Annotated in this window: 17 protein-coding genes and 1 rRNA gene; 8 read left to right on the top strand and 10 right to left on the bottom strand. The window is 36.0% G+C overall.

Features of this window, described 5'->3' with window-relative positions; all coding sequences use genetic code 11:
- Window positions 1-3: 3 nt before the first annotated feature.
- Window positions 4-912, bottom strand: a complete 909-nt coding sequence (locus tag Q8S25_RS14000; RefSeq protein WP_305538757.1) for a cytochrome c peroxidase — start codon at window positions 910-912, stop codon at window positions 4-6.
- A 2-nt stretch (window positions 913-914) separates the two neighbouring features.
- Window positions 915-1,868, bottom strand: a complete 954-nt coding sequence (locus Q8S25_RS13995) for a hypothetical protein (protein WP_305538756.1) — start codon at window positions 1,866-1,868, stop codon at window positions 915-917.
- A 223-nt stretch (window positions 1,869-2,091) separates the two neighbouring features.
- Here Q8S25_RS13995 and Q8S25_RS13990 point away from each other — a divergent pair, with 223 nt between their 5' ends.
- The 3 genes from Q8S25_RS13990 (at window position 2,092) to Q8S25_RS13980 (ending at window position 9,039) form a co-directional block, all read left to right on the top strand.
- The gene (locus tag Q8S25_RS13990) at window positions 2,092-6,252 is read left to right on the top strand and encodes an SdrD B-like domain-containing protein (protein WP_305538755.1); all 4,161 of its coding nucleotides are present in this window, start codon (window positions 2,092-2,094) and stop codon (window positions 6,250-6,252) included.
- 118 nt (window positions 6,253-6,370) lie between these two features.
- Window positions 6,371-8,560, top strand: a complete 2,190-nt coding sequence (locus Q8S25_RS13985) for a glutamine synthetase III (protein WP_305538754.1) — start codon at window positions 6,371-6,373, stop codon at window positions 8,558-8,560.
- Between the two features lie 92 nt (window positions 8,561-8,652).
- On the top strand, window positions 8,653-9,039 hold the full coding sequence (locus Q8S25_RS13980) for a hypothetical protein (protein ID WP_305538753.1): 387 nt from the start codon (window positions 8,653-8,655) through the stop codon (window positions 9,037-9,039).
- Between the two features lie 98 nt (window positions 9,040-9,137).
- Here the strand turns inward: Q8S25_RS13980 and accC are convergent, their stop codons facing one another.
- The 4 genes from accC to Q8S25_RS13960 form a co-directional block, all read right to left on the bottom strand.
- Window positions 9,138-10,475: an acetyl-CoA carboxylase biotin carboxylase subunit gene (accC, locus tag Q8S25_RS13975; protein ID WP_305538752.1), complete on the bottom strand. Its 1,338-nt coding sequence runs from the start codon at window positions 10,473-10,475 to the stop codon at window positions 9,138-9,140.
- A gap of 26 nt (window positions 10,476-10,501) precedes the next feature.
- Window positions 10,502-10,978, bottom strand: coding sequence for an acetyl-CoA carboxylase biotin carboxyl carrier protein (gene accB / locus Q8S25_RS13970; RefSeq protein WP_305538751.1), 477 nt, complete (start codon window positions 10,976-10,978; stop codon window positions 10,502-10,504).
- Window positions 10,979-11,134: 156 nt separating this feature from the next.
- Window positions 11,135-11,701 (bottom strand): elongation factor P, encoded by a 567-nt coding sequence (gene efp, locus Q8S25_RS13965; protein WP_305538750.1) that lies wholly within the window; start codon window positions 11,699-11,701, stop codon window positions 11,135-11,137.
- A gap of 87 nt (window positions 11,702-11,788) precedes the next feature.
- The gene (locus Q8S25_RS13960) at window positions 11,789-12,301 is read right to left on the bottom strand and encodes a hypothetical protein (RefSeq protein ID WP_305538749.1); all 513 of its coding nucleotides are present in this window, start codon (window positions 12,299-12,301) and stop codon (window positions 11,789-11,791) included.
- Window positions 12,302-12,466: 165 nt separating this feature from the next.
- Here Q8S25_RS13960 and Q8S25_RS13955 point away from each other — a divergent pair, with 165 nt between their 5' ends.
- Window positions 12,467-12,805 (top strand): PadR family transcriptional regulator, encoded by a 339-nt coding sequence (locus tag Q8S25_RS13955; protein ID WP_305538748.1) that lies wholly within the window; start codon window positions 12,467-12,469, stop codon window positions 12,803-12,805.
- Window positions 12,802-13,488, top strand: coding sequence for a hypothetical protein (locus Q8S25_RS13950; RefSeq protein WP_305538747.1), 687 nt, complete (start codon window positions 12,802-12,804; stop codon window positions 13,486-13,488). The genes Q8S25_RS13955 and Q8S25_RS13950 overlap by 4 nt, the downstream gene beginning before the upstream one ends.
- A 70-nt stretch (window positions 13,489-13,558) precedes the next feature.
- Here the strand turns inward: Q8S25_RS13950 and aspS are convergent, their stop codons facing one another.
- The gene (gene aspS / locus Q8S25_RS13945) at window positions 13,559-15,385 is read right to left on the bottom strand and encodes an aspartate--tRNA ligase (protein ID WP_305538746.1); all 1,827 of its coding nucleotides are present in this window, start codon (window positions 15,383-15,385) and stop codon (window positions 13,559-13,561) included.
- Window positions 15,386-15,494: 109 nt separating this feature from the next.
- On the opposite strand from aspS, the gene Q8S25_RS13940 reads away from it, so the two are divergent.
- Together Q8S25_RS13940 and Q8S25_RS13935 are read left to right on the top strand one after the other, a co-directional pair.
- Complete coding sequence (locus tag Q8S25_RS13940) at window positions 15,495-16,640, top strand: MFS transporter (RefSeq protein ID WP_305538745.1); 1,146 nt, start codon at window positions 15,495-15,497, stop codon at window positions 16,638-16,640.
- Between the two features lie 9 nt (window positions 16,641-16,649).
- Window positions 16,650-17,912 (top strand): replication-associated recombination protein A, encoded by a 1,263-nt coding sequence (locus tag Q8S25_RS13935; RefSeq protein ID WP_305538744.1) that lies wholly within the window; start codon window positions 16,650-16,652, stop codon window positions 17,910-17,912.
- Here the strand turns inward: Q8S25_RS13935 and Q8S25_RS13930 are convergent.
- Window positions 17,909-19,381 (bottom strand): NAD(P)/FAD-dependent oxidoreductase, encoded by a 1,473-nt coding sequence (locus tag Q8S25_RS13930; RefSeq protein ID WP_305538743.1) that lies wholly within the window; start codon window positions 19,379-19,381, stop codon window positions 17,909-17,911. The genes Q8S25_RS13935 and Q8S25_RS13930 overlap by 4 nt on opposite strands.
- A gap of 75 nt (window positions 19,382-19,456) precedes the next feature.
- Between Q8S25_RS13930 and Q8S25_RS13925 the strand changes: the two genes are divergently transcribed.
- Window positions 19,457-19,912, top strand: a complete 456-nt coding sequence (locus Q8S25_RS13925) for a GNAT family N-acetyltransferase (RefSeq protein ID WP_305538742.1) — start codon at window positions 19,457-19,459, stop codon at window positions 19,910-19,912.
- On the opposite strand, the gene Q8S25_RS13920 is transcribed toward Q8S25_RS13925, so the two are convergent.
- On the bottom strand, window positions 19,902-21,176 hold the full coding sequence (locus Q8S25_RS13920) for a sensor histidine kinase KdpD (RefSeq protein WP_305538741.1): 1,275 nt from the start codon (window positions 21,174-21,176) through the stop codon (window positions 19,902-19,904). The two genes, Q8S25_RS13925 and Q8S25_RS13920, sit on opposite strands and share 11 nt — an antisense overlap.
- 108 nt (window positions 21,177-21,284) lie before the next feature.
- Window positions 21,285-21,395, bottom strand: a 5S ribosomal RNA gene (rrf, locus tag Q8S25_RS13915).
- Window positions 21,396-21,417: the final 22 nt, after the last annotated feature.

Raw genomic sequence — 21,417 nt, 5'->3', positions numbered from 1 at the left:
AAGCTATTGGTATTGAAACGGATTAAGCAATTCCTTATTGCTAAGATAACTGGTATCGGTTAAAGCATTAAAAAATGCAATTAATGCTTGTTGTTCTGTATTAGATAAATTCAACGACTTTTTATTTTCGTAATAACGAAATACTGCAAATATATTTTCAACTGAACCATCGTGCATATATGGCCCTGTAATCATTACATTACGCAAAGATGGCACTCTTATTCCAAAGCTAAATTTTGATTCATTTTTTTCAAATGGCTTCTCCCAACTATGGCATTTTATACAGCCAAATTTTTCAGAATTAAATAATTTCATGCCAGCAATTGCTTGTGCATTTAAAGCTTGCTTATTCCCTTTCAAGTATTGATCGTAGGGGGCATTAAAAGAAATCAATTGTTCTTCAAATGCAATTAAGGCCTGTTGAATATTAATGACGTTGAAGGTTTTTTTTTGATTAGGAAATGCTAATGTAAAAAGCTGTTGATAATTAGAATCAGCTGCAAATCGGTTAAGTATTATTTGCTCCTGACTTTTCCAACCCAATTCTGTAGGATGTTCGTTAAAGAAAGGAAATTGTATCTGCATTTGCAAGCTTGTGATAGCAGGGTTGGCCCAAGTATATTTGGTTCTATACTTCACATTTAATAAGGATATAGCATTGTGTTTTACATTGTAACCATCGGCTCCTGACGAGGTTCTGTACCCATCGGTAAATGCCATTGAAGGGTCATGACACGAAACACAACTCTTAGTTAAATTATAAGAAAGCTTGGTATCATAAAAAAGATGACGTCCTAAGTTCACTCTTGCCTTTACTAAATTTTGCTTTGCAATGCTTTCTGCTTGCATAAGAAAGAGACCCGTACAAACGGCGGCTATAATCAACCCAATAACATTCCACTTTTTTTGCATGATTAATTATAATTGATGAGTCCCCATTTTTTCTCTTTAGCCAACCATATAAAAGTGTACAATGTTTCAGGCTTTTCGCTAGCTGCTTGTAAATTATAATTAAATGCAGTTCCACTTACCAACAGCTGGTTTCCATTAAATTTAATTTTCCTCGCTTTGTCATCCCCTCTAGGTCCGTATCCTTCTAAACTTAATTCTTTACGAATGGTTTTTTTATCCATTTTCCCTTTTGAATTTACCACTACCGAAAAAATATTGCCAGTTCTAACACTTCCATAATATAAACGTTTTTTCCTTAGTTCATCAAAGGCAAAACCTACTCCCATTGCATCAAAATTTTTTATAGAATCTGTTGTTTTTTTATTCACTGGATTAATTAAATAAATAACGCCTCGTTCATTATACCTATCCGATCCTGCCACGGTTGATGCAACTAAATAGTGGTCTTGGCAATCATAATTAATGCCCAATAATCCATACGGATTTTGCGAACTTGGTTTGGAAGCAAAAGGCAAATTGATCCATTCACTCATTTCGCCATTACTTGCATCAATTTTATAAATAGTATTCAATTTTTCTGTTTGATTGTATAACATAGATATCAGTGGTGCGGGAACTGTATACACATTGCCTATTCTGTCAAAACTAATGGTAGACAAATAACCCGCTGATTTCCAACTTGGGTGTTGGTAAATTTCCATTTTGGGCGTTTGTGCAGTAGGAGAATTTTGTCCCAGTTTTTTTTCGAATGCAATTAAGCTAATACCGATATATGTTTTTTCCGAAGTACTAAGCGCAGTCCACAATGGATCATAACCCAATGTTCTAATAAAAGCGGGTTCTTGTTGACAGGGTTTAATTTCTCTTTGTGCTAATCCAAAATTTGGTTTCAATAATATCCAACACACTATAAATAATACGCAGCATTTTATTGAACAAAGTGAAAATTTCATCATTAAAATTATTAAATCTATTAATGTATATGAATGACAATCTCATCAATTTTTCTTTCAACGACTAAAAAATGATATGTATTTGCAGAAAAATACATACAAAACGGTTGGTATATTTGGCTTCTAGCTGCCATTTTAAGCTGTTTTGAATACAAAAAAGCGGTTTTGCATCTATCTTTAGTATAATATAAATCCGCCTTTTACAACTTTTTATAAATACCTGGATATGGAAGCTATTTACACATTATCTAACCCAAAAGCCAACAGGGTAAAACAATACTTTATTTATGTATTGTTGATTGTTTTAGCACAGTTAGGCATAATTGCTTCAATTAACGCTCAAGTTAGTGGAACAGTTTACAGAGACTTTAATGCAAATGGTGCCAAAAACAATACGGCTTCCTACAACGAACCGGGAGCTGCTGGCATTACTATTAAAGCCTATGACAATGCAGGTACTTTGCTAGGATCAACAACTTCAGGTATTAATGGAGCATATAGTTTTTCTGCAGGCACCATTCCTGCTACAACTAAAGTTAGATTAGAATTTAGTGGTTGGCAGTCGGCTGATTTTACGGCTCCTTTTGGTGCTAATAATAAAACAAGTGTTCAATTTGTTACTGCTCCTTCTTCTACAGCAGACTTTGGTATTAACTATCCTGGCGATTATATAGATAATTTAAATGCAAGAATTATTCTTCCAACATATGCAAATGGTAATAGCCAAGTAGATAATGGCAATTGGTTTGATGCAAAAAATGGTGATGGAAGTTTTGCTTTCAATTATGATGGAGTTGCTACAGCAGATGTTATAGCTGATATGGGCCAAATTGGTTCTGTTTGGGCAACTGCATATAGCAGAAAAGCTGATAAAGTTTTTTATGCCGCATTTGTAAAGCGCCATGTTTCTATGGGGCCTTTAGGAATGAACGGAATTTATGTTACCAACAATGCAAAAAGTACCAGCAATAAAACCAATACTACCAGTTTTGTAAACCTAAATGCAGTAAACCCTGCATTTGATGCTGGTGATATACCTGGTAGAAGTTTTAGCCCAGGTGATTTTAATAAAACCCAACCAAACAACGACGCTTTGGCATTTACCGAGGTTGGTAAAAAAGGGATTGGGGGCATGGCTATTTCTGATGATGGTCGTTATTTATATTTAATTAATCTAAACGATCGTAAACTTTGGAGAGTAGAAATTGGTGCAAACGGAACTGCTCCAACATTGGCTTCTCAAATTGTTTCTTACAATGCATTTTCCGTTACAGAAGGCAATAGCAGCTTTAGACCATTTGCAGTTAAATTTTATAGGGGAGCTATTTATGTAGGCGGAGTATTAGATGGTGTTAAACCAGATAACTCTAGTGTTGATAGAGCTGAATTAAAAATGGTGGTTCTAAAAGTTGATGCAACTGCAACACCCGGTGCTGAAACATTTACTACTGTTTTAGACGCGCCCCTTACATACAATAGAAAAGCCAATATGAACACTGGCTTTAATGTTAATCACAATACCAATTACGTAGACCCCAATGGAACCATTCCTGCAGCAACAACCAGCCATGGTTCTTGGCATCCATGGGCAAGAACATTTGCCGAACTAACTGTTGTTGGCAATACTGGTACTGCTATTTATCCGCAACCAATGCTTTCAAGCATCGAATTTAATCCAGCCGATGGATCAATGATTTTAGGATTAATGGACCGTACCGGACATCAAACAGGCAATCAAAATAGGGGCACAACTGGTACTAGTTTATTTACTGGAAATGCTGCTGGTGATATTTTAAAAGCGAGCAACAATGGAACTTACACCAGCTTTACATTAGAAAACAATGGTTCAGATGGAACCAATACTTCTGCTGGTGCTGGCAATGGGGAAGGTCCTGGAGGAGGAGAGTTTTATTTTACTGACCGTTTTTCAGCTGGTTTAGGCGGCACTTTAGGAATTGGAAATACTTCAACTGGTAAATTATATATAGACCACGAAGAAACCAGTACAGGCTCTATTTTAAACTTCCCTGGAAAGGAATTAATAAGTACTGCATTTGACCCTATTACCACCTGGTATACAGGTGGTGTTCGTTATTACAATAACAGCAATGGTATTGCCTTAAATGGTAAAGTATTATATGAAGGAAACGATGTAAGTGTATTTGGTAAAGCCAACGGACTTGGTGATTTAGAAATCATTACTGCACCTGCTCCAATTGAAATTGGAAATAGAGTTTGGTTTGATGTAGACGGTGATGGAATTCAAGACGCCGAGGAAATTGGAATTGCTGGAGTTACTGTTAGTTTAGTACAAGGTTCTACAGTAATTGCAACTGCAACTACTGATGCAGAAGGCAACTATATTTTCTCTTCTGATCCAAATGGAGTAAACACTGCTTCAGCTATCTATAATATCACACAAATTCAACCAGGTGCTGCTTTAATTATTCGCATTGCTAACGCAACTGGCTCAAGCGTTCAAACTCCATTAAGCACCTATGAATTAACTGTAATTAATAATGGAGGATTAGATGTAGATGCAGATTTAAGAGACAGCGACGCTTCCCTTACTGGAAATGACGCAGAAATTAACATTACTACCGGAATTGCTGGCGAAAACAATCATACCTACGACTTTGGATTTGTTACCATTGGCGGTGTTGGCGGTGGTGGTGGTGGTGGTGTTGAAAGCAAAAGCTTGGGCGATGCTATTGCATACAGAGTATTTAACAGAGCTGTTAAAAGTGAGCAAGGACCAGTGGATTATACAAAACTTCCAACTCCTGATCAATACAACAGATACGCTGGTGCATCTGTAGGAACAGCATTAAAACTACAAGACATTTTACCTACTAAATTGTCTAACGGTTATAAATCTTTTGTTTCTACACCTAATGATATTATTTCAATCACTAATGCTAAAGAAATTTTATCTATCGACTTTGTAAGTAATAATGTTTCAAAAGCAGTTGCATTTGGAACTAGAACAGTTGGCCAAGTGTATGATCATACTAAAGCAATTTGTGATCGTTTAAAAGGATATGAATTGATTTCGTTGAAAACAATCAATGTAAAAGGATATGAGTTAGTACAATACAATTTGAAAAACACGAATGGTGAAATTGAATATGCTACCAGCTTTATCATTGGTGCAGAAAGTGGAAGAAACAACTATACTATTCAATCGAATTGGTTAAATAAAGATTATACCCTAGAAGAGATGATGTACAACATTCAACTTTGGGGTGGATCTCCTAGCCTAGTGATTGAAATGGCAACAGATATCATTACACGCCTTAACACCGGATTACCAGTTGTTTCTATTCCAAATACAGCAGGTTTGCCTGGCGCTTATTTTACAGCAGGAAAAAGGTCAGATGAAAATGTTACTTTAACCTTGCAAAACAATTTAACTGCAACTACTGGTTACTTTGAAATTAGTGACAGAGCCAACGAGCAGTCTACTACACAAGTAAAAAGAACCATTCCTTTTACAGCAAAAGCCAATGGCCTTACAAGTGTTTCAATACCTACCAACGATTTATTCGAATCTACCATTAACTTATTCATCAATGGTAAATTAGAAGATCAGGTATTCATGGCCGATGGTGCTTGGGGTGTAGATTATAATACCAATACCACCAGTCTTAAAAAGTTTGTAGTAACCAATAGTAATACGCCAAAAGCAAAAGATGAATTTAGTGTATTCAGAAATGCTGAAATTGCTGGAACTACACCAGACTATATTACTGTTTATAAGTTATTAAGAGCAGGTGGAACTCCACAAGATCTTAGCAGCTACAAGTCTTTAAAATTCACTGCTTCCGGAAATGCTCCAATTTTAATTACACTAGTAAAACAGTCTATCAAAAATTGGGATGACCAGTATAATATTCAATTACCTATTAGCAACGAAACAAAAGAGTATGCTATTGGATTAGAAGATTTTAAATCAATTGCTTTTAACAGCAACATTGATTTGAAAGATATTAGTTCTATTATCATCACTATTGTTCCTCCAAACAAAGGAAAAAGTACCGACTTACAATTGGCAGTAAGCAATATCTCTTTTAGCAAAGAAGATATGAACTACATCAATAGCTTAAAAGAGGTAAGCATGAGTGCCTTCCCCAATCCGGTTACTGGAAACAAGTTTTCTGTTCGCTTTAAAAGCGACAACAGTAAAACTTTGCAATTAAAAATTAGTGATGGAGTTACTGGAAGAGTTATTTTAACCAAGCAGGTGAATGCCATTAGAGGAGAAAATATTGTTTCTGTGGAAATGGAAAACAATGGTGCACAAAAAGTATTGATTATCAATTTGGATGGAACAGGTGTAGACAATACTAAATACAAAGCAACTAAAATACTAGCAGGTAAATATTAAAAATAAATACATGTATTAATTTTTGAGTATTTTATTCACATTTTAAGCCTATTTATCCGAAAAGAATTATTCTAAACGGTAAATAGGCTTATTTTTGCGCAAAATAAATCAAAATAATATGTCTTTAAGATTTAACGCAATCAGCAGTATTGCCAACGATGCGGAAACTTCTATACCGCAATTCAGTTCTAAGATTACTGGTATTTTCGGTGAAAACGTATTCACACAAAAAACTGCTCGTGAGTTTTTAAGCGATGAAGCATATAAAAGTTTAATTACCAGCATTAGAGGTGGTAAAAAAATTGACCGCAGTGTTGCTAGTCAAATTGCAAATGGAATTAGAGCTTGGGCAGAAAGTAAAGGTGTTACCCACTATACACACTGGTTTCAACCATTAACAGGCACTACCGCCGAAAAACACGACTCTTTCTTTACTTTAAAGAGTGATGGAACTGCAATTGAAGAGTTTGACGGAGCCGCATTAATTCAACAAGAGCCAGACGCTTCTTCTTTCCCTAGTGGAGGATTAAGAGCCACTTTTGAAGCTCGTGGTTATACTGCATGGGACCCTTCTTCTCCAGCTTTCATTATGGAAATTGGCAAAGGCAAAACTTTGTGCATACCAACCCTTTTTGTTTCTTATACAGGTGAATCACTTGACTACAAAGCTCCTTTATTAAAAGCTACTGAAGCTTTAAATAAAGCGGCTGTTGAAGTATGTAACTATTTTGATAAAAACGTTACTAAAGTAACTCCTACATTAGGTTGGGAGCAGGAGTACTTTGTAATTGATGCAGGCCTTGCTACTGCAAGACCAGATCTTGTTCAGTGCGGCAGAACCGTTTTTGGTGCCGCACCTGCAAAAGGTCAGCAAATGGAAGACCATTACTTTGGTTCAATTCCAGAAAGAGTATATGCATTTATGAGAGATTATGAGCAAGAAGCTTATAAATTGGGTATTCCATTGCGTACTCGTCACAACGAAGTAGCTCCAGCTCAATTTGAGTGTGCTCCTATTTTTGAAGATGTAAATATTGCTGTTGACCATAATATCCTTTTAATGGATGTAATGGAAAGAGTAGCAAAAAGACATAACCTTGTTGTGCTTCAACACGAAAAACCATTTGCTGGAATCAATGGTAGCGGCAAACACAATAACTGGAGTTTAGCAACAGACACTGGGGTTAACTTGCTTGCTCCTGGCAAAACCCCAAAGACCAACTTAATGTTCCTTACATTCTTCGTAAACACCATTAAGGCGGTTCACGACAATGCAGACATTATGAGAGCAGCTATTGCTTCTGCATCTAATGATTATAGATTAGGGGCCAATGAAGCACCGCCTGCAATTATTTCTGTTTTTGTTGGTCAATATTTATCAAAAGTATTAGCTGATGTTGAAACAAGAGTTGGTACTAAGTTTGATGAACAAGATGAAGCCATTTTGAAATTAGACTTACATCGCAGCATTCCAGAATTAATGCTAGATAATACAGATCGAAACAGAACATCTCCATTTGCATTTACTGGAAACAAATTTGAATTCCGTGCAGTGGGTTCTTCTGCAAACTGTGCCAATGCAATGACAGTTATGAATACCATCATGGCAGATACTTTAAAGAAATTCAAAGCAGAAGTAGATGGCTTAATTGAAAAAGGTGACAAGAAAGAAATTGCCATCATGCATGTAATTCAGAAATACATTGTTGCTAGTAAAAAAGTGTTGTTTGAAGGTGATGGATATAGCGAAGAATGGCATAAAGAAGCAGAGAAGCGTGGTTTACCCAATTTAAAAACCACCCCTATTGCTTTAGATGCAATGGTTACAGAAAAGGCAATGAAATTGTATCAAACCAATGGCATCTACTCTCATTCTGAGCTTGAAGCTAGATACGAAATTGAATTAGAGAAATACATCAAGACGGTGCAAATTGAAGCAAGAGTTATGGGAGATTTAGCCATTAACCATATTTTACCAGCCGCTATTAAATACCAGAACGATTTAATTAAAAATATTACTGGATTAAAAGAAACAGGACTTGATGAGTCTATGTATAGCAGCCAATTAACCATTCTTAAATTCATCAGCAAACATATTTCAGTAATTCATACCAAAGTGTATGAAATGGTTGAAGCAAGAAAAGTGGTTAACAATATTACTCATAGCAGAGAAAAAGCCATTGCATATGAAAATATCAAGAGCACTTATTTTGATGAAATCAGATACCATGTTGATAAATTGGAACATTTAGTAGACGATGAGTACTGGACATTGCCTAAATACAGAGAAATGTTGTTCTTACGTTAATAAGAACTGCCGACTATCACAAGCTTTTGACCGATAAAGAAATAGTGGATTTGAAAAAATCCACTATTTTGTTTAATATAAACTCCCAAACAATGAAAAAAATAATCACAGTAGCCGTTTTTGCGCTAATCTGTTCTCTTAACACCGTGCAAGCTCAGGGCGGTGGTCAAATGGATCCTGCACAAATGCTTGAAATGATGAAGCAACGTGTAAAGCCTCAATTAATTGAAAAAACAAAGCTTACTGATGCGCAAGCAGACAAGGTTTTAGAAATTCAATTATGGAGTCAAGGTGAAATGCGTGGCATGCGCGATTTAAGCGAAGAAGAAAGAGCTGCGAAAACCAAAACAGTAAATGAAGAAAAGACAAAAAAGTTTAAAGCCATTCCTTTAACCGATGATCAAATTAAATTGGTGAACGACTTCTACGAAGAGATGAGAAAAAATCGCCCTCAAAGAGGCGGTGGTGGTTCTAAGTAAAATATTCAAGCTAAAAACAAGAAGCCCCCAAATTTTAATTGTCTGGGGGCTTCTTATTTTATTGTCAATACCCAAAAAGATAGTTGACATTCAAAAGTTTATTTCATTGTAAAAGATTCCAAGAATTTAGTAGTAAAGTTTCCTTTTCTAAAATCTTCATTTTGCATCAATTGCAAGTGGAATGGAATTGTTGTTTTAACACCCTCAATTACATATTCACTCAGCGCTCTATACATGGTATCTATTGCTTCTTCACGTGTTTGCGCTACAGTAATTAGTTTACCAATCATTGAATCATAATAAGGAGGAATTACATATCCTGCATATACATGACTGTCTACTCTTACTCCATGACCACCAGGAGTAAATAAATTGGTGATTTTTCCAGGTGATGGCCTGAAATCATTATATGGGTCTTCTGCATTAATTCTACACTCAATTGCATGCATGGTTGGCTCATAATTTCTTCCTGAAATTTTTTCGCCCATGGCAATTTTAATTTGCTCCTTAATCAAATCAAAACTCACTACTTCTTCAGTAACACAGTGTTCTACTTGAATACGGGTATTCATTTCCATAAAGTAGAAGTTGCGATGTTTATCTACTAAAAACTCAATGGTTCCAACACTTTCATAATTAATTGCAGCAGCCGCTTTAATGGCTGCTTCGCCCATTTTTGCACGCAAATCTGCAGTCATAAAAGGGGAAGGAGATTCTTCAACCAATTTCTGGTGACGACGTTGAATAGAGCAATCTCTTTCACTTAAATGACAAACATTTCCATATTGGTCTCCTGCAATTTGTATTTCTATATGGCGAGGTTCTTCAACGAATTTCTCCATATAAATACCATCATTTTTAAACGATGCAGCAGCTTCCATTTTTGCAGAAGTATATGCTTTTTCAATTTCTTCCTCAGTCCAAACAACACGCATCCCTTTTCCACCACCACCAGCAGTAGCTTTCAATATAACAGGATACCCAACTTCTTTTGCCAATGATTTGGTTTGCTCAATACTTTCCAACAAGCCTTCTCCACCTGGAACAACAGGAACACCTGCCTTTATCATGGTTTCTTTTGCAGTGATCTTGTCTCCCATTTTATTAATCATATCTGGGGTTGGACCAATAAACTTGATACCATGATCGGCACAGATTTGAGAGAATCGGGCATTCTCAGCTAAAAATCCATACCCAGGGTGAATTGCATCTGCATTGGTAATTTCTGCAGCGGCCATAATATGAGCAATATTCAAATAAGAATCACTGCTCTGAGGCTTTCCTATACAAACAGCTTCATCAGCAAATTTTACGTGAAGGCTTTCCCTATCTGCTGTTGAGTAAACAGCAACTGTTTTAATACCCATTTCACGACAGGTTCTGATTACACGCAAGGCAATCTCTCCCCTATTGGCAATTAATATTTTCTTAAACATGTAGAATTTTTTAGGTGAAGAATTGATTAAGCCGGCTCAACTAAGAACAAAGGCTGATCATATTCTACAGGGCTGGCATCTTCTACCAATACCTTAACAATCGTTCCTTTTACTTCACTTTCTATTTCATTGAACAATTTCATTGCTTCAATTATACAAACCACTTTACCAGGAGTGATTTCTGACCCAACTTCTGCAAGGATGGGCTTATCTGGGGAAGGTCTACGGTAAAAAGTACCAATCATTGGACTTTTCACTGTAATAAGGTTGTCTGTCTTAGGAGCAGCGGCTGAAGCTGCGGCAGGAGTAGCTTGAACTGGAGCAGCAGCTAAAGAGGGAGCAGCAGTAGTATAAACTTGATGGCTAGGTGCAGCAGTAACATTTACAGCAGGTTCTTCCTTTTGCTTAATGGTTACTTTACCATCTTTATCTTCAATACTAATTTCTCCAATATTGCTTTTGTTGATAATCTTGATTAATTCGTGGATTTGCTTTAAGTCCATAAATGGCAGTTTTAGGGGTAAAATCAGTTAGTTTTTGCTGAATTGTGGGGCAAAATAGCCTTTTTTTACTAAAAAACAGGTATTTTCTCGTTATAAGCAAAATGACCTGAAACGAATGGAATCAGGTCATTGTATTCCGGGATTACCCGGTAGAAGTTATTCTTTAACGCGTTCTACGTAATCACCCGACTTGGTATTTACGCGTATCAATTCGTCTTGGTCAACAAACAAAGGCACCATTACGGTAGCACCAGTTTCGATAGTTGCTGCTTTTAAAGCTCTAGTAGCGGTATCGCCTTTAAGGCCTGGCTCGCAATAAGTGACTCTTACGACTATTTTTTCAGGCAACTCAGCTCCAATTGGCAATTCGGTTTCCGTATTAATAAAAACAAATACTTCAGAACCATCCATTAAAAACTGAGGCGCATCAATCATTTCCTCTGCTAAAGCAATTTGTTCAAAGGTTTCGTTATTCATTAAGTTATAACCTGTTTCATCCTTGTATAGGTACTGAAATGCCTTTTTTTCTACTCTAACAGGGTAAATGTTTTCACCACTGTTCCAAGTTTTTTCGATAGAGCGCTTATTGTCTACACCTTTCAATTTAGCCCAAACTTTTGCTGCAGCTCTTGCAGTTTTATTTTCGCCAAACTCTACTACAGAGTATAGATTGCCGTCTAATTTTAGAATCATGCCACGGCTGATGTCGGAAGTAGTTGCCATAAATAATTTTTTAAATATAAAGTCTGGTTAAGACGGCTGCAAAAGTAGGAAATAGCAACGAAACAACAAACAAGGTATAAATATGCCTTATTCTAAACTCCTGAACAAATAGGAATATTGACGCAACAGTCTAAAACCAATTTGAACATGAATGATTGCGGTTACACTAATAATAAACATAATCACTGCAACTACTTTAAACATATCCACCATCGTTTCCATAGAAATCTTTCCCGCCAATTCAGGCTGCTGCTCCATCACGTCTGATAACATTTGCTGCAATTGTATGTCTCCAAGAAAGAATACACCAGTTGAATTTAAAAAGAACATACCTGCAATAAACAAAGTGCCATAAGCATTTACCTTAATCCAATCTCTTAAGGAAGGTTTACAATGACGCTGATTACCAATACCGTGCAGTAAAAATCTAAGGGATGCAAATGCATAAATAACCAGGCAAGCCATAACAAAAGCAATAAACAACATAGCAGGATTACCAGACAAACCCATAACCAATACAAATAGATCTAAAAATCCAATAATTAATGCAATAGGAACCAAAATAAAAGAGAGAATTCTGTAAATGGTCAGTTGTTTCATAAATATGTTTAGTAAATAAGGGTAAAGGTAAAGAATAATCAATAGGGGTTTACTATCACTGCAGTTTATAAGTAATACTTTATTATTTATGCATAATTTTCTTATGTATTTATATTTTATGTATTATTGTGATCCAAAAGACTGCTCAAAAAAATTGAACGTGAAATGAAAAAATCTTCTCTATATAAAGGTTGCCTTGAACCCATCTTGTTAAGGCTTCTAAAGGACAATGGCAGAATGTATGGTTACCAGATGACCCAAATGGTGAAAGACATTACTAAAGGCGAATTAAATATCACAGAAGGGGCACTCTATCCGCTCTTGCATAAATTAGAAGAACAAGGCATTGTAGAAGCAGTAACAGAAATGAATGGCAACAGAATGCGAAAATATTATAGCTTAACTAAAGCAGGAAAAAAGCAGACTTCAGTAGCTATGGAAGAAATGAAAGCATTTATGCAGAGTCTTGAATTTATTGTTAATCCTAAAACAGCTATAGGATGATTACAGAAGTCCAATACGAAAGCCTCTATGCTTTTTGCAGAAAGCATTATGTTCAGTATTATGATGTTCAGGTAGAACTAGTAGATCACTTATCGGAAGCAATTGAAGAAAAAATGAACTTGAATTCAAAACTCAGTTTTGAGCAAGCACTTGAAATTGTGTATGCAGGTTTTGGCATCAAGGGGTTTGCAGATATTGTAGCCACCCGAATGGAGATGGTGAGTAAGAAAGCAAGAAAACAAAAATGGAAATTATTCTTCTCGTATTTCACTGTCCCAAAAATTGCACTGACACTTTGCTTATATGCTGCTGTGTTACTTGTGGGTAAGTTTTTGACTCAGGATTATTATCAAGGGATATTCTTGTTTGCATTAGGCCTAGCCATATTTGTTTTTGAAATTGTTCATTCAATCCAAACAAATAAACTTTTTAAAAGCCAAAAAAAAGCAATGATTGTTACGAGTGAACGATTAAGTGGAATTATTCATTCAGGCTTCTTTGTACAGATTTTTTTCAGTAGCAGTATTTTTGATTATGCTGAAGTAAAAAGTATGCACTTTCTCTCCTATGCGCTTATTTCGCTGTTTATGCTAATCATTTTTATTTCAATATTAGCACATAGAGATTTCATAAAAGAGTTATACAAAAGCGCCCTAGAACAATATCCCAAAGCATTTGCATAAAGACATTTATTTAGTAAAGAAGCCGCTCCATTAGATGAAACGGCTTCTTTACGATTATTAGAAATTGAATTTATTTTAAATTCAATTTAATCTGTAATTCATCAAACTGCTTATCATCAATAGTGCTTGGCGCATCTAGCATCACATCTCTACCGCTATTGTTTTTAGGGAATGCAATGAAGTCTCTAATACTTTCACTGCCGCCTAAAATAGAACAAAGTCTATCAAATCCAAATGCAATACCTCCATGTGGTGGTGCACCATATTCAAAAGCACCCAATAAGAATCCAAATTTATGTTGTGCTTCTTCTTCGGTCATACCTAAAGCTGCAAACATTTTCTCTTGTAATGGACGCTGATAAATTCTGATTGATCCCCCTCCTATTTCATTACCGTTTAATACCATATCATAGGCATTGGCTTTGATATTGGAATAAGGATGTTCTAAATATTTATCTGCATTTTCAATCACTGGATTATTGTTGATCATCACTTCAATATGATCGGGCTTAGGTGAAGTGAACGGATGGTGTCTGGCTACCCAACGATTTTCTTCTTCTGCATATTCAAATAATGGGAAATCCATCACCCACAACAGTTTGAATTCATCGTCTTTGCGCATACCCAAACGCTTACCCATTTCTAATCTAAGTTCACTGGTTGCTTTACGGGTTCTTTCTTCACGACCTGCCAAAATCAACACCAAATCTCCGGCTTGTGCTCCTGCCGAATCTGCAATGGCTTTCAATTTTTCTTCTGAATAAAACTTATCTACACTACTCTTGTAGGTTCCATCAGCGTTGCACTTGATATATACCATCCCCTGCATACCAATCTGAGGACGTTTAACCCATTCAGTTAATTCATCGGTTTGTTTGCGTGTGTATTCGGAACAACCAGGTACGGCAATAGCCAATACTGTTTCCGCATTATCAAACACTCCAAAACCAGCACCATTAATTAAATCTCCTGTAGCTTCAATTTGGCCACCTTTTAAAAAGGCACTTTTCAAGTTAGAGAGCTTCATGCCAAAACGAATATCGGGCTTGTCATTTCCGTAATGCCACATGGCATCTTCCCAAGACATTCTTTCAACTTGCTCTGTGTAGTCGATACTCTTTACGTCTTTAAAAATACGCTTCACCAATCCTTCAAACATTTGTAGAATATCTTCTTGCTCCACAAATGCCATTTCGCAATCTATTTGTGTAAATTCTGGTTGACGATCTGCACGTAAGTCTTCGTCTCTGAAACATTTTACGATTTGATAGTAACGATCATACCCACTTACCATCAACAATTGCTTGAAAGTTTGTGGACTTTGTGGTAATGCATAAAATTGACCTGGATTCATTCTAGAAGGCACTACAAAATCTCTTGCGCCTTCTGGAGTAGATTTAATTAAAAAAGGTGTTTCAATATCCATGAAACTATTTTCATGCAAATAATTTCGGGCTGATCTATTTACTGCATAACGTAATTCCAAGTTCTTCTTTACCGCATTTCTTCTTAAGTCTAAAAAGCGATATTTCATTCTTAAATCATCTCCACCATCTGTATCATCTTGAATGGTAAATGGAGGCACAGCTGATTTGTTTAATACCTTAAATTCAGTTACCGCTATTTCAATTTCGCCTGTGGGAATATTGGCATTCTTACTGCTTCTTTCTTGTACATTTCCTTTTACTTGCAAAACATATTCACGACCTAAAGGCTGCTCATCTAGCATAGCAGTTAACGATTCTCCAAACAACAATTGAGTGATTCCATAACGGTCTCTCAAATCCACAAAAGTAATAGCGCCAAACTTTCTAACAGTTTGAACCCAGCCAGCCAAAGTTGTTTCTTGACCCGCATTTGCTAACCTTAATTCTCCACAGGTATTAGTACGATACATACGCAAAAAATAATTTATACAACAGGCCAAATAGCCATTTAAGAGCGCAAATATAACCTAAATGGGCCAAGTTGTCTTATTGCGGTATTTTTGCCCTTGAATTATAGTTATGAACGTAAATACCCTTTCGCGAAGAACCCATCGTTGGTCTATTGGGAGTTACTTTTTTATAGCTGGAATTACTTTTGCCAGTTGGGCAAGTCGTATACCAGATATTAAAATAAAACTAGAATTAAATGATGCAGAATTAGGAGGTATTCTATTTGCATTACCTGCAGGTTCAATGGTAAGTTTACCCATTTCGGGTTGGCTGGTAGCCAAATTAGGTAGCAGAACGGTAATGCTTATTGCTGCAATTATATACCCTTTATTGCTTTTATCATTAGGTGCTGCTACTTCTATATTTGTACTAACCACTTTATTGTTCTTCTTTGGATTACTGGGCAATATGATGAATATCTCTGTTAACACACAAGCTGTTGCAGTAGAAGATTTATATGGTAAATCGATTATGGCTTCTTTCCATGGTATATGGAGTATGGCCGGTTTTACTGGCGCAGCTGTAGGAACGCTAATGATTTCTTTGGGCTTTAATCCACTAAAGCATTTTCTTGTAATTGCAGCTGTAATGGTGTTGCTTGCTGTAATTATGAAGTTTGGTAGAATGCCCAAAGATGCTGTTATTGGTAACCAGCCCTTATTTGTAAAACCCGATAAAATATTATTGAAACTAGGATTAATCTCTTTTTGTTGCATGGCGGCAGAAGGCACCATGTTCGACTGGAGTGGAATTTATTTTCAGAAAATTGTTGAAGCACCTCCAGGTTTGATAACGCTAGGTTACGCTTCATTTATGGGTACTATGGCATTGGGTAGATTTTTAGGTGATGGACTGGTATTGCGTTTTGGTAGAAAAGAAATTCTGCAAGGCAGCGGCATTCTAATTGCAATTGGATTACTCATTGCAGTATTTTTTCCTACCATTGTATTTGCTACAATTGGTTTTTTATTGGTTGGTTTTGGGGTTTCCTCGGTAGTACCAATTGTATATAGTCAAGCAGGAAAATCAGAAAAAATGAGTGCAGGCATGGCTTTGGCAGCCGTTTCAAGTATAGGATTTTTTGGATTTTTTATTGGTCCTCCATTAATTGGATTTATTGCAGAAGCATTTGGATTACAATGGTCCTTTGGGATTATTGCTTTACTCGGATTTGGTACCACTATTCTTGCGGGAATCACTAAATTTAAAAATTAAATTTACTCAATGACCAATAATGCCCATACCCCTTTGGCGGAGAGAATGCGCCCGACTAATTTAGATGAGGTATTGGGTCAAGAACATATTACTGGCCAAGGAAGTATTTTAAGAACAGCTTTAGTAAAAGGCGTTGTACCGTCTATGATCTTATGGGGGCCTCCTGGTGTAGGCAAAACCACGTTGGCGAATGTAATAACACAAACCCTTCAAGTGCCTTATTTTCAACTCTCTGCCATCAGTAGTGGTGTTAAAGAAGTGAGAGAAGTGATAGAACAAGCCAAACATCTATCTGGAGCAGTATTATTTATTGATGAAATACATCGTTTTAATAAAAGCCAACAAGATGCATTATTAGGTGCAGTAGAAAAAGGAATTATCAGACTAATTGGTGCTACCACTGAGAATCCTTCTTTTGAAGTGAATGCTGCATTGTTGAGCAGGTGTCAGGTTTATGTTCTAAAAGCTTTAGAAAAGCAGCAATTAATTCAATTAATGCAAGACGCCATTAATAGAGATGAGCTGCTGCAACTAAAAAATATTCAGTTAGCAGAAACGGAGGCTTTAATAAACCTAAGCGGTGGAGATGGTAGAAAATTATTAAATCTTTTGGATCTTGTTGTTCAAACTGGTGCTACTATTATAACCGATGATATTGTTTTAAAAGTGGCTCAACAAAAAATTGCTTTGTATGATAAATCTGGTGAGCAACACTATGACATTGTTTCTGCATTTATCAAAAGTATGAGAGGCTCTGATCCCAATGGTGCCGTTTATTGGTTGGCCCGAATGATTGAAGGAGGTGAAGATGTAAAATTTATTGCTGGAAGAATGCTCATCTTCGCAAGTGAAGATATTGGTAATGCCAACCCCAACGCATTACTATTAGCTAATGGAACTTTTGATGCCGTTTCAAAAATTGGTTATCCTGAAAGCAGAATAATACTTTCGCAATGCGCTACATATTTAGCTTCTTCTCCAAAAAGTAATGCGTCTTACGAAGCAATTGCTAAAGCCCAGCAAGCTGTTTCACAACACGGTGATTTATCGGTGCCGCTACATTTGAGAAATGCACCTACTAAATTGATGAAGCAAATGGACTACGGTAAAAATTATCAGTACTCACATTTAGGAGAAAATAATTTCATTGAACAAGAATACTTGCCAGATCAATTAAAAAACACTTCATTTTATGTTCCTGGAAATAACGCCAGAGAAAATGAAATAAAGAAATTTTTAAAAGAGCGTTGGAAAGGCAAATATGGGTACTAAGGATTCAGTTTCTGTGGAACAAGGCGTTCTGCAACTTTCTCTACTTCTGCTCCTCTTTCTCCACCTTCATGGTATTCCGCATCTTCATTCACATCCCATAAATCATATACTTCTTTACCTGCTACTATATTTTTAGCAGCCAGCATTGCTGTCATCATACTATGATCTTGGTTATTGTATTTATGCATTCCGTTTCTACCTACTAAATAAAGTCCTGGGTATTGTTTTAAAGCTTCACGAACATCATTTACTCTTTCCTTATACATATGATCATAAACTGGATAGGCTTTGGGTTGTCTTACCACATAACCATCCACCACAGCAGTTGGTTGGGTTAATCCAATTTGTGCAATCTCTTTTTTAGCCAATTCAATTAAATCATAATCGGAACTGGTCCACAATCCATCACCTTCAAAACAAAAATATTCTAATCCGTAACAAGCCATTTCAGGATCAGGAACCATGTAAGGACTCCAAGATTTAAAATTTTGAATACGCCCTACTTTCACACTTGGGTCGTGAATATAAATCCAGTTGTCATGAAATGCATCTTCATCCTTACAAATTAAGACAACCGTTAAAAAATCTCTGTATCCTAAATTAGCTGCACCTTCAAAGGCTTTAGTTGGAAAGGCCGGACTTACTGCTTGAATCAATTCACGCATTGGGGCCGAAGAAAGCACATAATCAAAATCATTAAAGGTTCTGCCATCATTGGTATGTACTGTCCATTTGCCATCCGCTGTAGCAATGTCTTTAACGCCACAATTCATTTCAACCTGAACACCCATTGCTTTACATTTCTCCGTACAGCGTTCCCACATTAAACCAGGTCCTTGCTTTGGATATCTAAAAGAGTCAATCAAGGTTTTAATTACATCCCCTTTCTTAGATGGTTTTGACTTAAAAAGTGCATTCCAAATAGCACTACTTAATGAAAGGCCTTTAATTCTTTGTGCAGCCCAATCAGCAGAAATTTCTTTACAAGGAATACCCCATACTTTTTCTGTATAGGTTCTGAAAAAAATATTGAATAGTCTTTGACCAAATTGATTAACTACCCAATCTTCAAAATTGGTTGGATTTTTAACAGGGAATATTTTAGCTTTTAAATAACTCAACACACAAAGCGCACTTTCTATAATTCCTAATTTCTTTAAGGCTTCCATTGCAACCAAGGGATAAGAAAAAAACTTCTTATTGTAATATATTCTAGAACTTCTTGGCCTTTCAAGCATTTCATCACCTAAGATTTCAGTCCAAAAATCTTCTACTTCCTTAGATTTAGAAAAGAAACGATGTCCACCAATATCAAAATGGTATCCTTTATAACTTTCTGTTCTAGATATTCCGCCCACATAAGTAGCGTCTTTTTCAAACACTACTACTTGTTGTTTTTCTTTCCCCAACAAGTAGGCTGCAGTTAATCCTGCTGGGCCGGCACCTATGATTGCAACTCTTTTTGACATGATTATCGCTGGTATGCTTATTTTTACAGCATTGCAAAGATGCGGGATTATTTGCAAATCAGTTAAATGAACTCTATGAATACGGCAACAACCTATTTTTCTTTAAAACCATTTGAATTACTCACACCATTTGAATTGTACGCAATTATTCAATTAAGGAACGAAGTGTTTGTAGTTGAACAAAACTGCGTATTCCAAGATGCAGATAATAAAGATCAAAAAAGTATGCATCTACTATTTTGGAACAACAATGAATTGATTGCCTATTGCAGATTGCTTCCCCCTGGTTTAGCTTATAAGGAAATGAGTATTGGAAGAGTAGTAAGTGCCCCCTCGTATAGAAAAACAGGTGCAGGTAAGCTATTAATTGCAGAAGCCATTCAATTGATTCACCAACAGTTTGGATTGGGGCCTATTAGAATTGGGGCTCAATGTTATCTAATTAAATTTTATGCTTCATTTGGGTTTATTGAAGAAGGAGAAATGTATTTAGAAGATGGGATTGAGCATATTGAAATGGTTAGGCCTTAAGAGGGAGCCTCACAATAAAGGAAGACCCTATCCCTTCTTTGCTTTCCACATGAATAAACCCTTCATGTACCTCCACAATTTTTTTACAAATTGCCAATCCTAATCCATAACTTTTCTCACCAGCCGTTCCTTTTCTTTTTGCTGTAGTAAACAAATCAAAAATTTTACCCTGCAAATATTCAGGTATACCAATTCCATTGTCTTTAACAGTGATTTCTGCAAACCCATCATTTGTATGTAAAGAAACGTGTACTATTGAACCAGGTTTGCTAAACTTGATTGCATTGGTTACTAGGTTAGATATAACCCTATCAATTTTATCCTTATCGGCATTTAAAATTAATTTTTGTTTTGCAATATTTACTTCAATTATAATATTCTTCTCTTTTGCAGTAAAAACAAGTATTTGCAGTATTTGCTGTACCAATTTATTTAATTCAATTTCTTGAAACTGGTATTGCTCTGCAGAATTAATATTGGTATGCATCAAATCAGTAATCAACCTCAGCGTAGATTCAGCACTTTGCTCAATTAGTCTAAACATTTCTTTATTGTCTTCCACCACTTTATCATCGGCCAACATCATTTTACTAATACCAGAAATGCCACTTAACGGACTCCTTAAATCATGTGCAACCACATTTAAAATTCGATCACGTTCTTCTTTATTTTTTGTTAACTCGGCATATGCAGTTTCAAGCTTGTATTGATTTTTAAAATAGAATTCTTTGAAATAGTACAAACAGATTGAAAAGAAAGAAAGTGGAAAAAGCAATTTGATTACTTTCTCAAAAATATTTAACCCATTCATGGTACTCAAAGGCAATTCGTCTAATCTAATTACAACAAAACTGAGCGAAACAAAAAGAACAAATAATATATACTGCCAATTTTTTTCACATAAAACCACTGCTGCAACAATCATGATAAGAAAGCGATATTCATTGCCATTCTTAAACATATATGCCGTATAAGAAGAAATTACTGCACCAATAAACAATAAAAGAGGTCTATAATCTAAATGCTTTTGCGAATAAGATATATAATAACCAACAACAAAAATTAAAAGGTGTGCAACATTAAAAAAGGCAAGCGTATAAGCTCCAATATACAAATTAATACAGGTTACCAAAAAGGCAAAAGGAGTAGCCAACAAAAGGAATAGGTTGAACATATAGTTCTTATACGCCACTCTAAATGGAGTATCGTCCTGATTACCTAATGAAAGAATTTGAAATAATATATTGGATTTTGGTTTAGTCATAAAACCATGGGCAAGTTAAGCCATTTAGATTAATCAATGTTTAATCATTTAAACAAAATAGTTAAGGGCAAAAAAAAACCTCGATCAATAAAGATCGAGGTTCAATAAATATGGCAGCTACCTACTCTCCCAGCTAGATGCGAGTACCATCGGCCATGGGGGACTTAACTTCTCTGTTCGGAATGGGAAGAGGTGAACACCCCCGGCAAAACCACCATAAAGAGTTTAGTTGATTTTATTC

Origin of the sequence: Sediminibacterium sp., assembly GCF_030695065.1 — a bacterium.
Taxonomy (GTDB): Bacteria; Bacteroidota; Bacteroidia; order Chitinophagales; family Chitinophagaceae; genus Sediminibacterium.
The sequence above is the reverse complement of the archived record's forward strand: the minus strand, read 5'-3'. Positions and strand labels throughout refer to the sequence as shown.

Bases quoted from the DNA above. Each gene is read 5' to 3' on its own strand.
- accC (WP_305538752.1), bottom strand. From the start codon at position 10,475: ATGTTTAAGAAAATATTAATTGCCAATAGGGGAGAGATTGCCTTGCGT.
- Q8S25_RS13920 (WP_305538741.1), bottom strand. From the start codon at position 21,176: ATGACTAAACCAAAATCCAATATATTATTTCAAATTCTTTCATTAGGT.
- Q8S25_RS13940 (WP_305538745.1), top strand. From the start codon at position 15,495: ATGAACGTAAATACCCTTTCGCGAAGAACCCATCGTTGGTCTATTGGG.
- Q8S25_RS13990 (WP_305538755.1), top strand. From the start codon at position 2,092: ATGGAAGCTATTTACACATTATCTAACCCAAAAGCCAACAGGGTAAAA.
- Q8S25_RS13995 (WP_305538756.1), bottom strand. From the start codon at position 1,868: ATGATGAAATTTTCACTTTGTTCAATAAAATGCTGCGTATTATTTATA.
- Q8S25_RS13935 (WP_305538744.1), top strand. From the start codon at position 16,650: ATGACCAATAATGCCCATACCCCTTTGGCGGAGAGAATGCGCCCGACT.
- Q8S25_RS13960 (WP_305538749.1), bottom strand. From the start codon at position 12,301: ATGAAACAACTGACCATTTACAGAATTCTCTCTTTTATTTTGGTTCCT.
- Q8S25_RS13955 (WP_305538748.1), top strand. From the start codon at position 12,467: ATGAAAAAATCTTCTCTATATAAAGGTTGCCTTGAACCCATCTTGTTA.
- Q8S25_RS14000 (WP_305538757.1), bottom strand. From the start codon at position 912: ATGCAAAAAAAGTGGAATGTTATTGGGTTGATTATAGCCGCCGTTTGT.
- accB (WP_305538751.1), bottom strand. From the start codon at position 10,978: ATGGACTTAAAGCAAATCCACGAATTAATCAAGATTATCAACAAAAGC.
- Q8S25_RS13980 (WP_305538753.1), top strand. From the start codon at position 8,653: ATGAAAAAAATAATCACAGTAGCCGTTTTTGCGCTAATCTGTTCTCTT.
- aspS (WP_305538746.1), bottom strand. From the start codon at position 15,385: ATGTATCGTACTAATACCTGTGGAGAATTAAGGTTAGCAAATGCGGGT.
- efp (WP_305538750.1), bottom strand. From the start codon at position 11,701: ATGGCAACTACTTCCGACATCAGCCGTGGCATGATTCTAAAATTAGAC.
- Q8S25_RS13950 (WP_305538747.1), top strand. From the start codon at position 12,802: ATGATTACAGAAGTCCAATACGAAAGCCTCTATGCTTTTTGCAGAAAG.
- Q8S25_RS13930 (WP_305538743.1), bottom strand. From the start codon at position 19,381: ATGTCAAAAAGAGTTGCAATCATAGGTGCCGGCCCAGCAGGATTAACT.
- Q8S25_RS13985 (WP_305538754.1), top strand. From the start codon at position 6,371: ATGTCTTTAAGATTTAACGCAATCAGCAGTATTGCCAACGATGCGGAA.
- Q8S25_RS13925 (WP_305538742.1), top strand. From the start codon at position 19,457: ATGAATACGGCAACAACCTATTTTTCTTTAAAACCATTTGAATTACTC.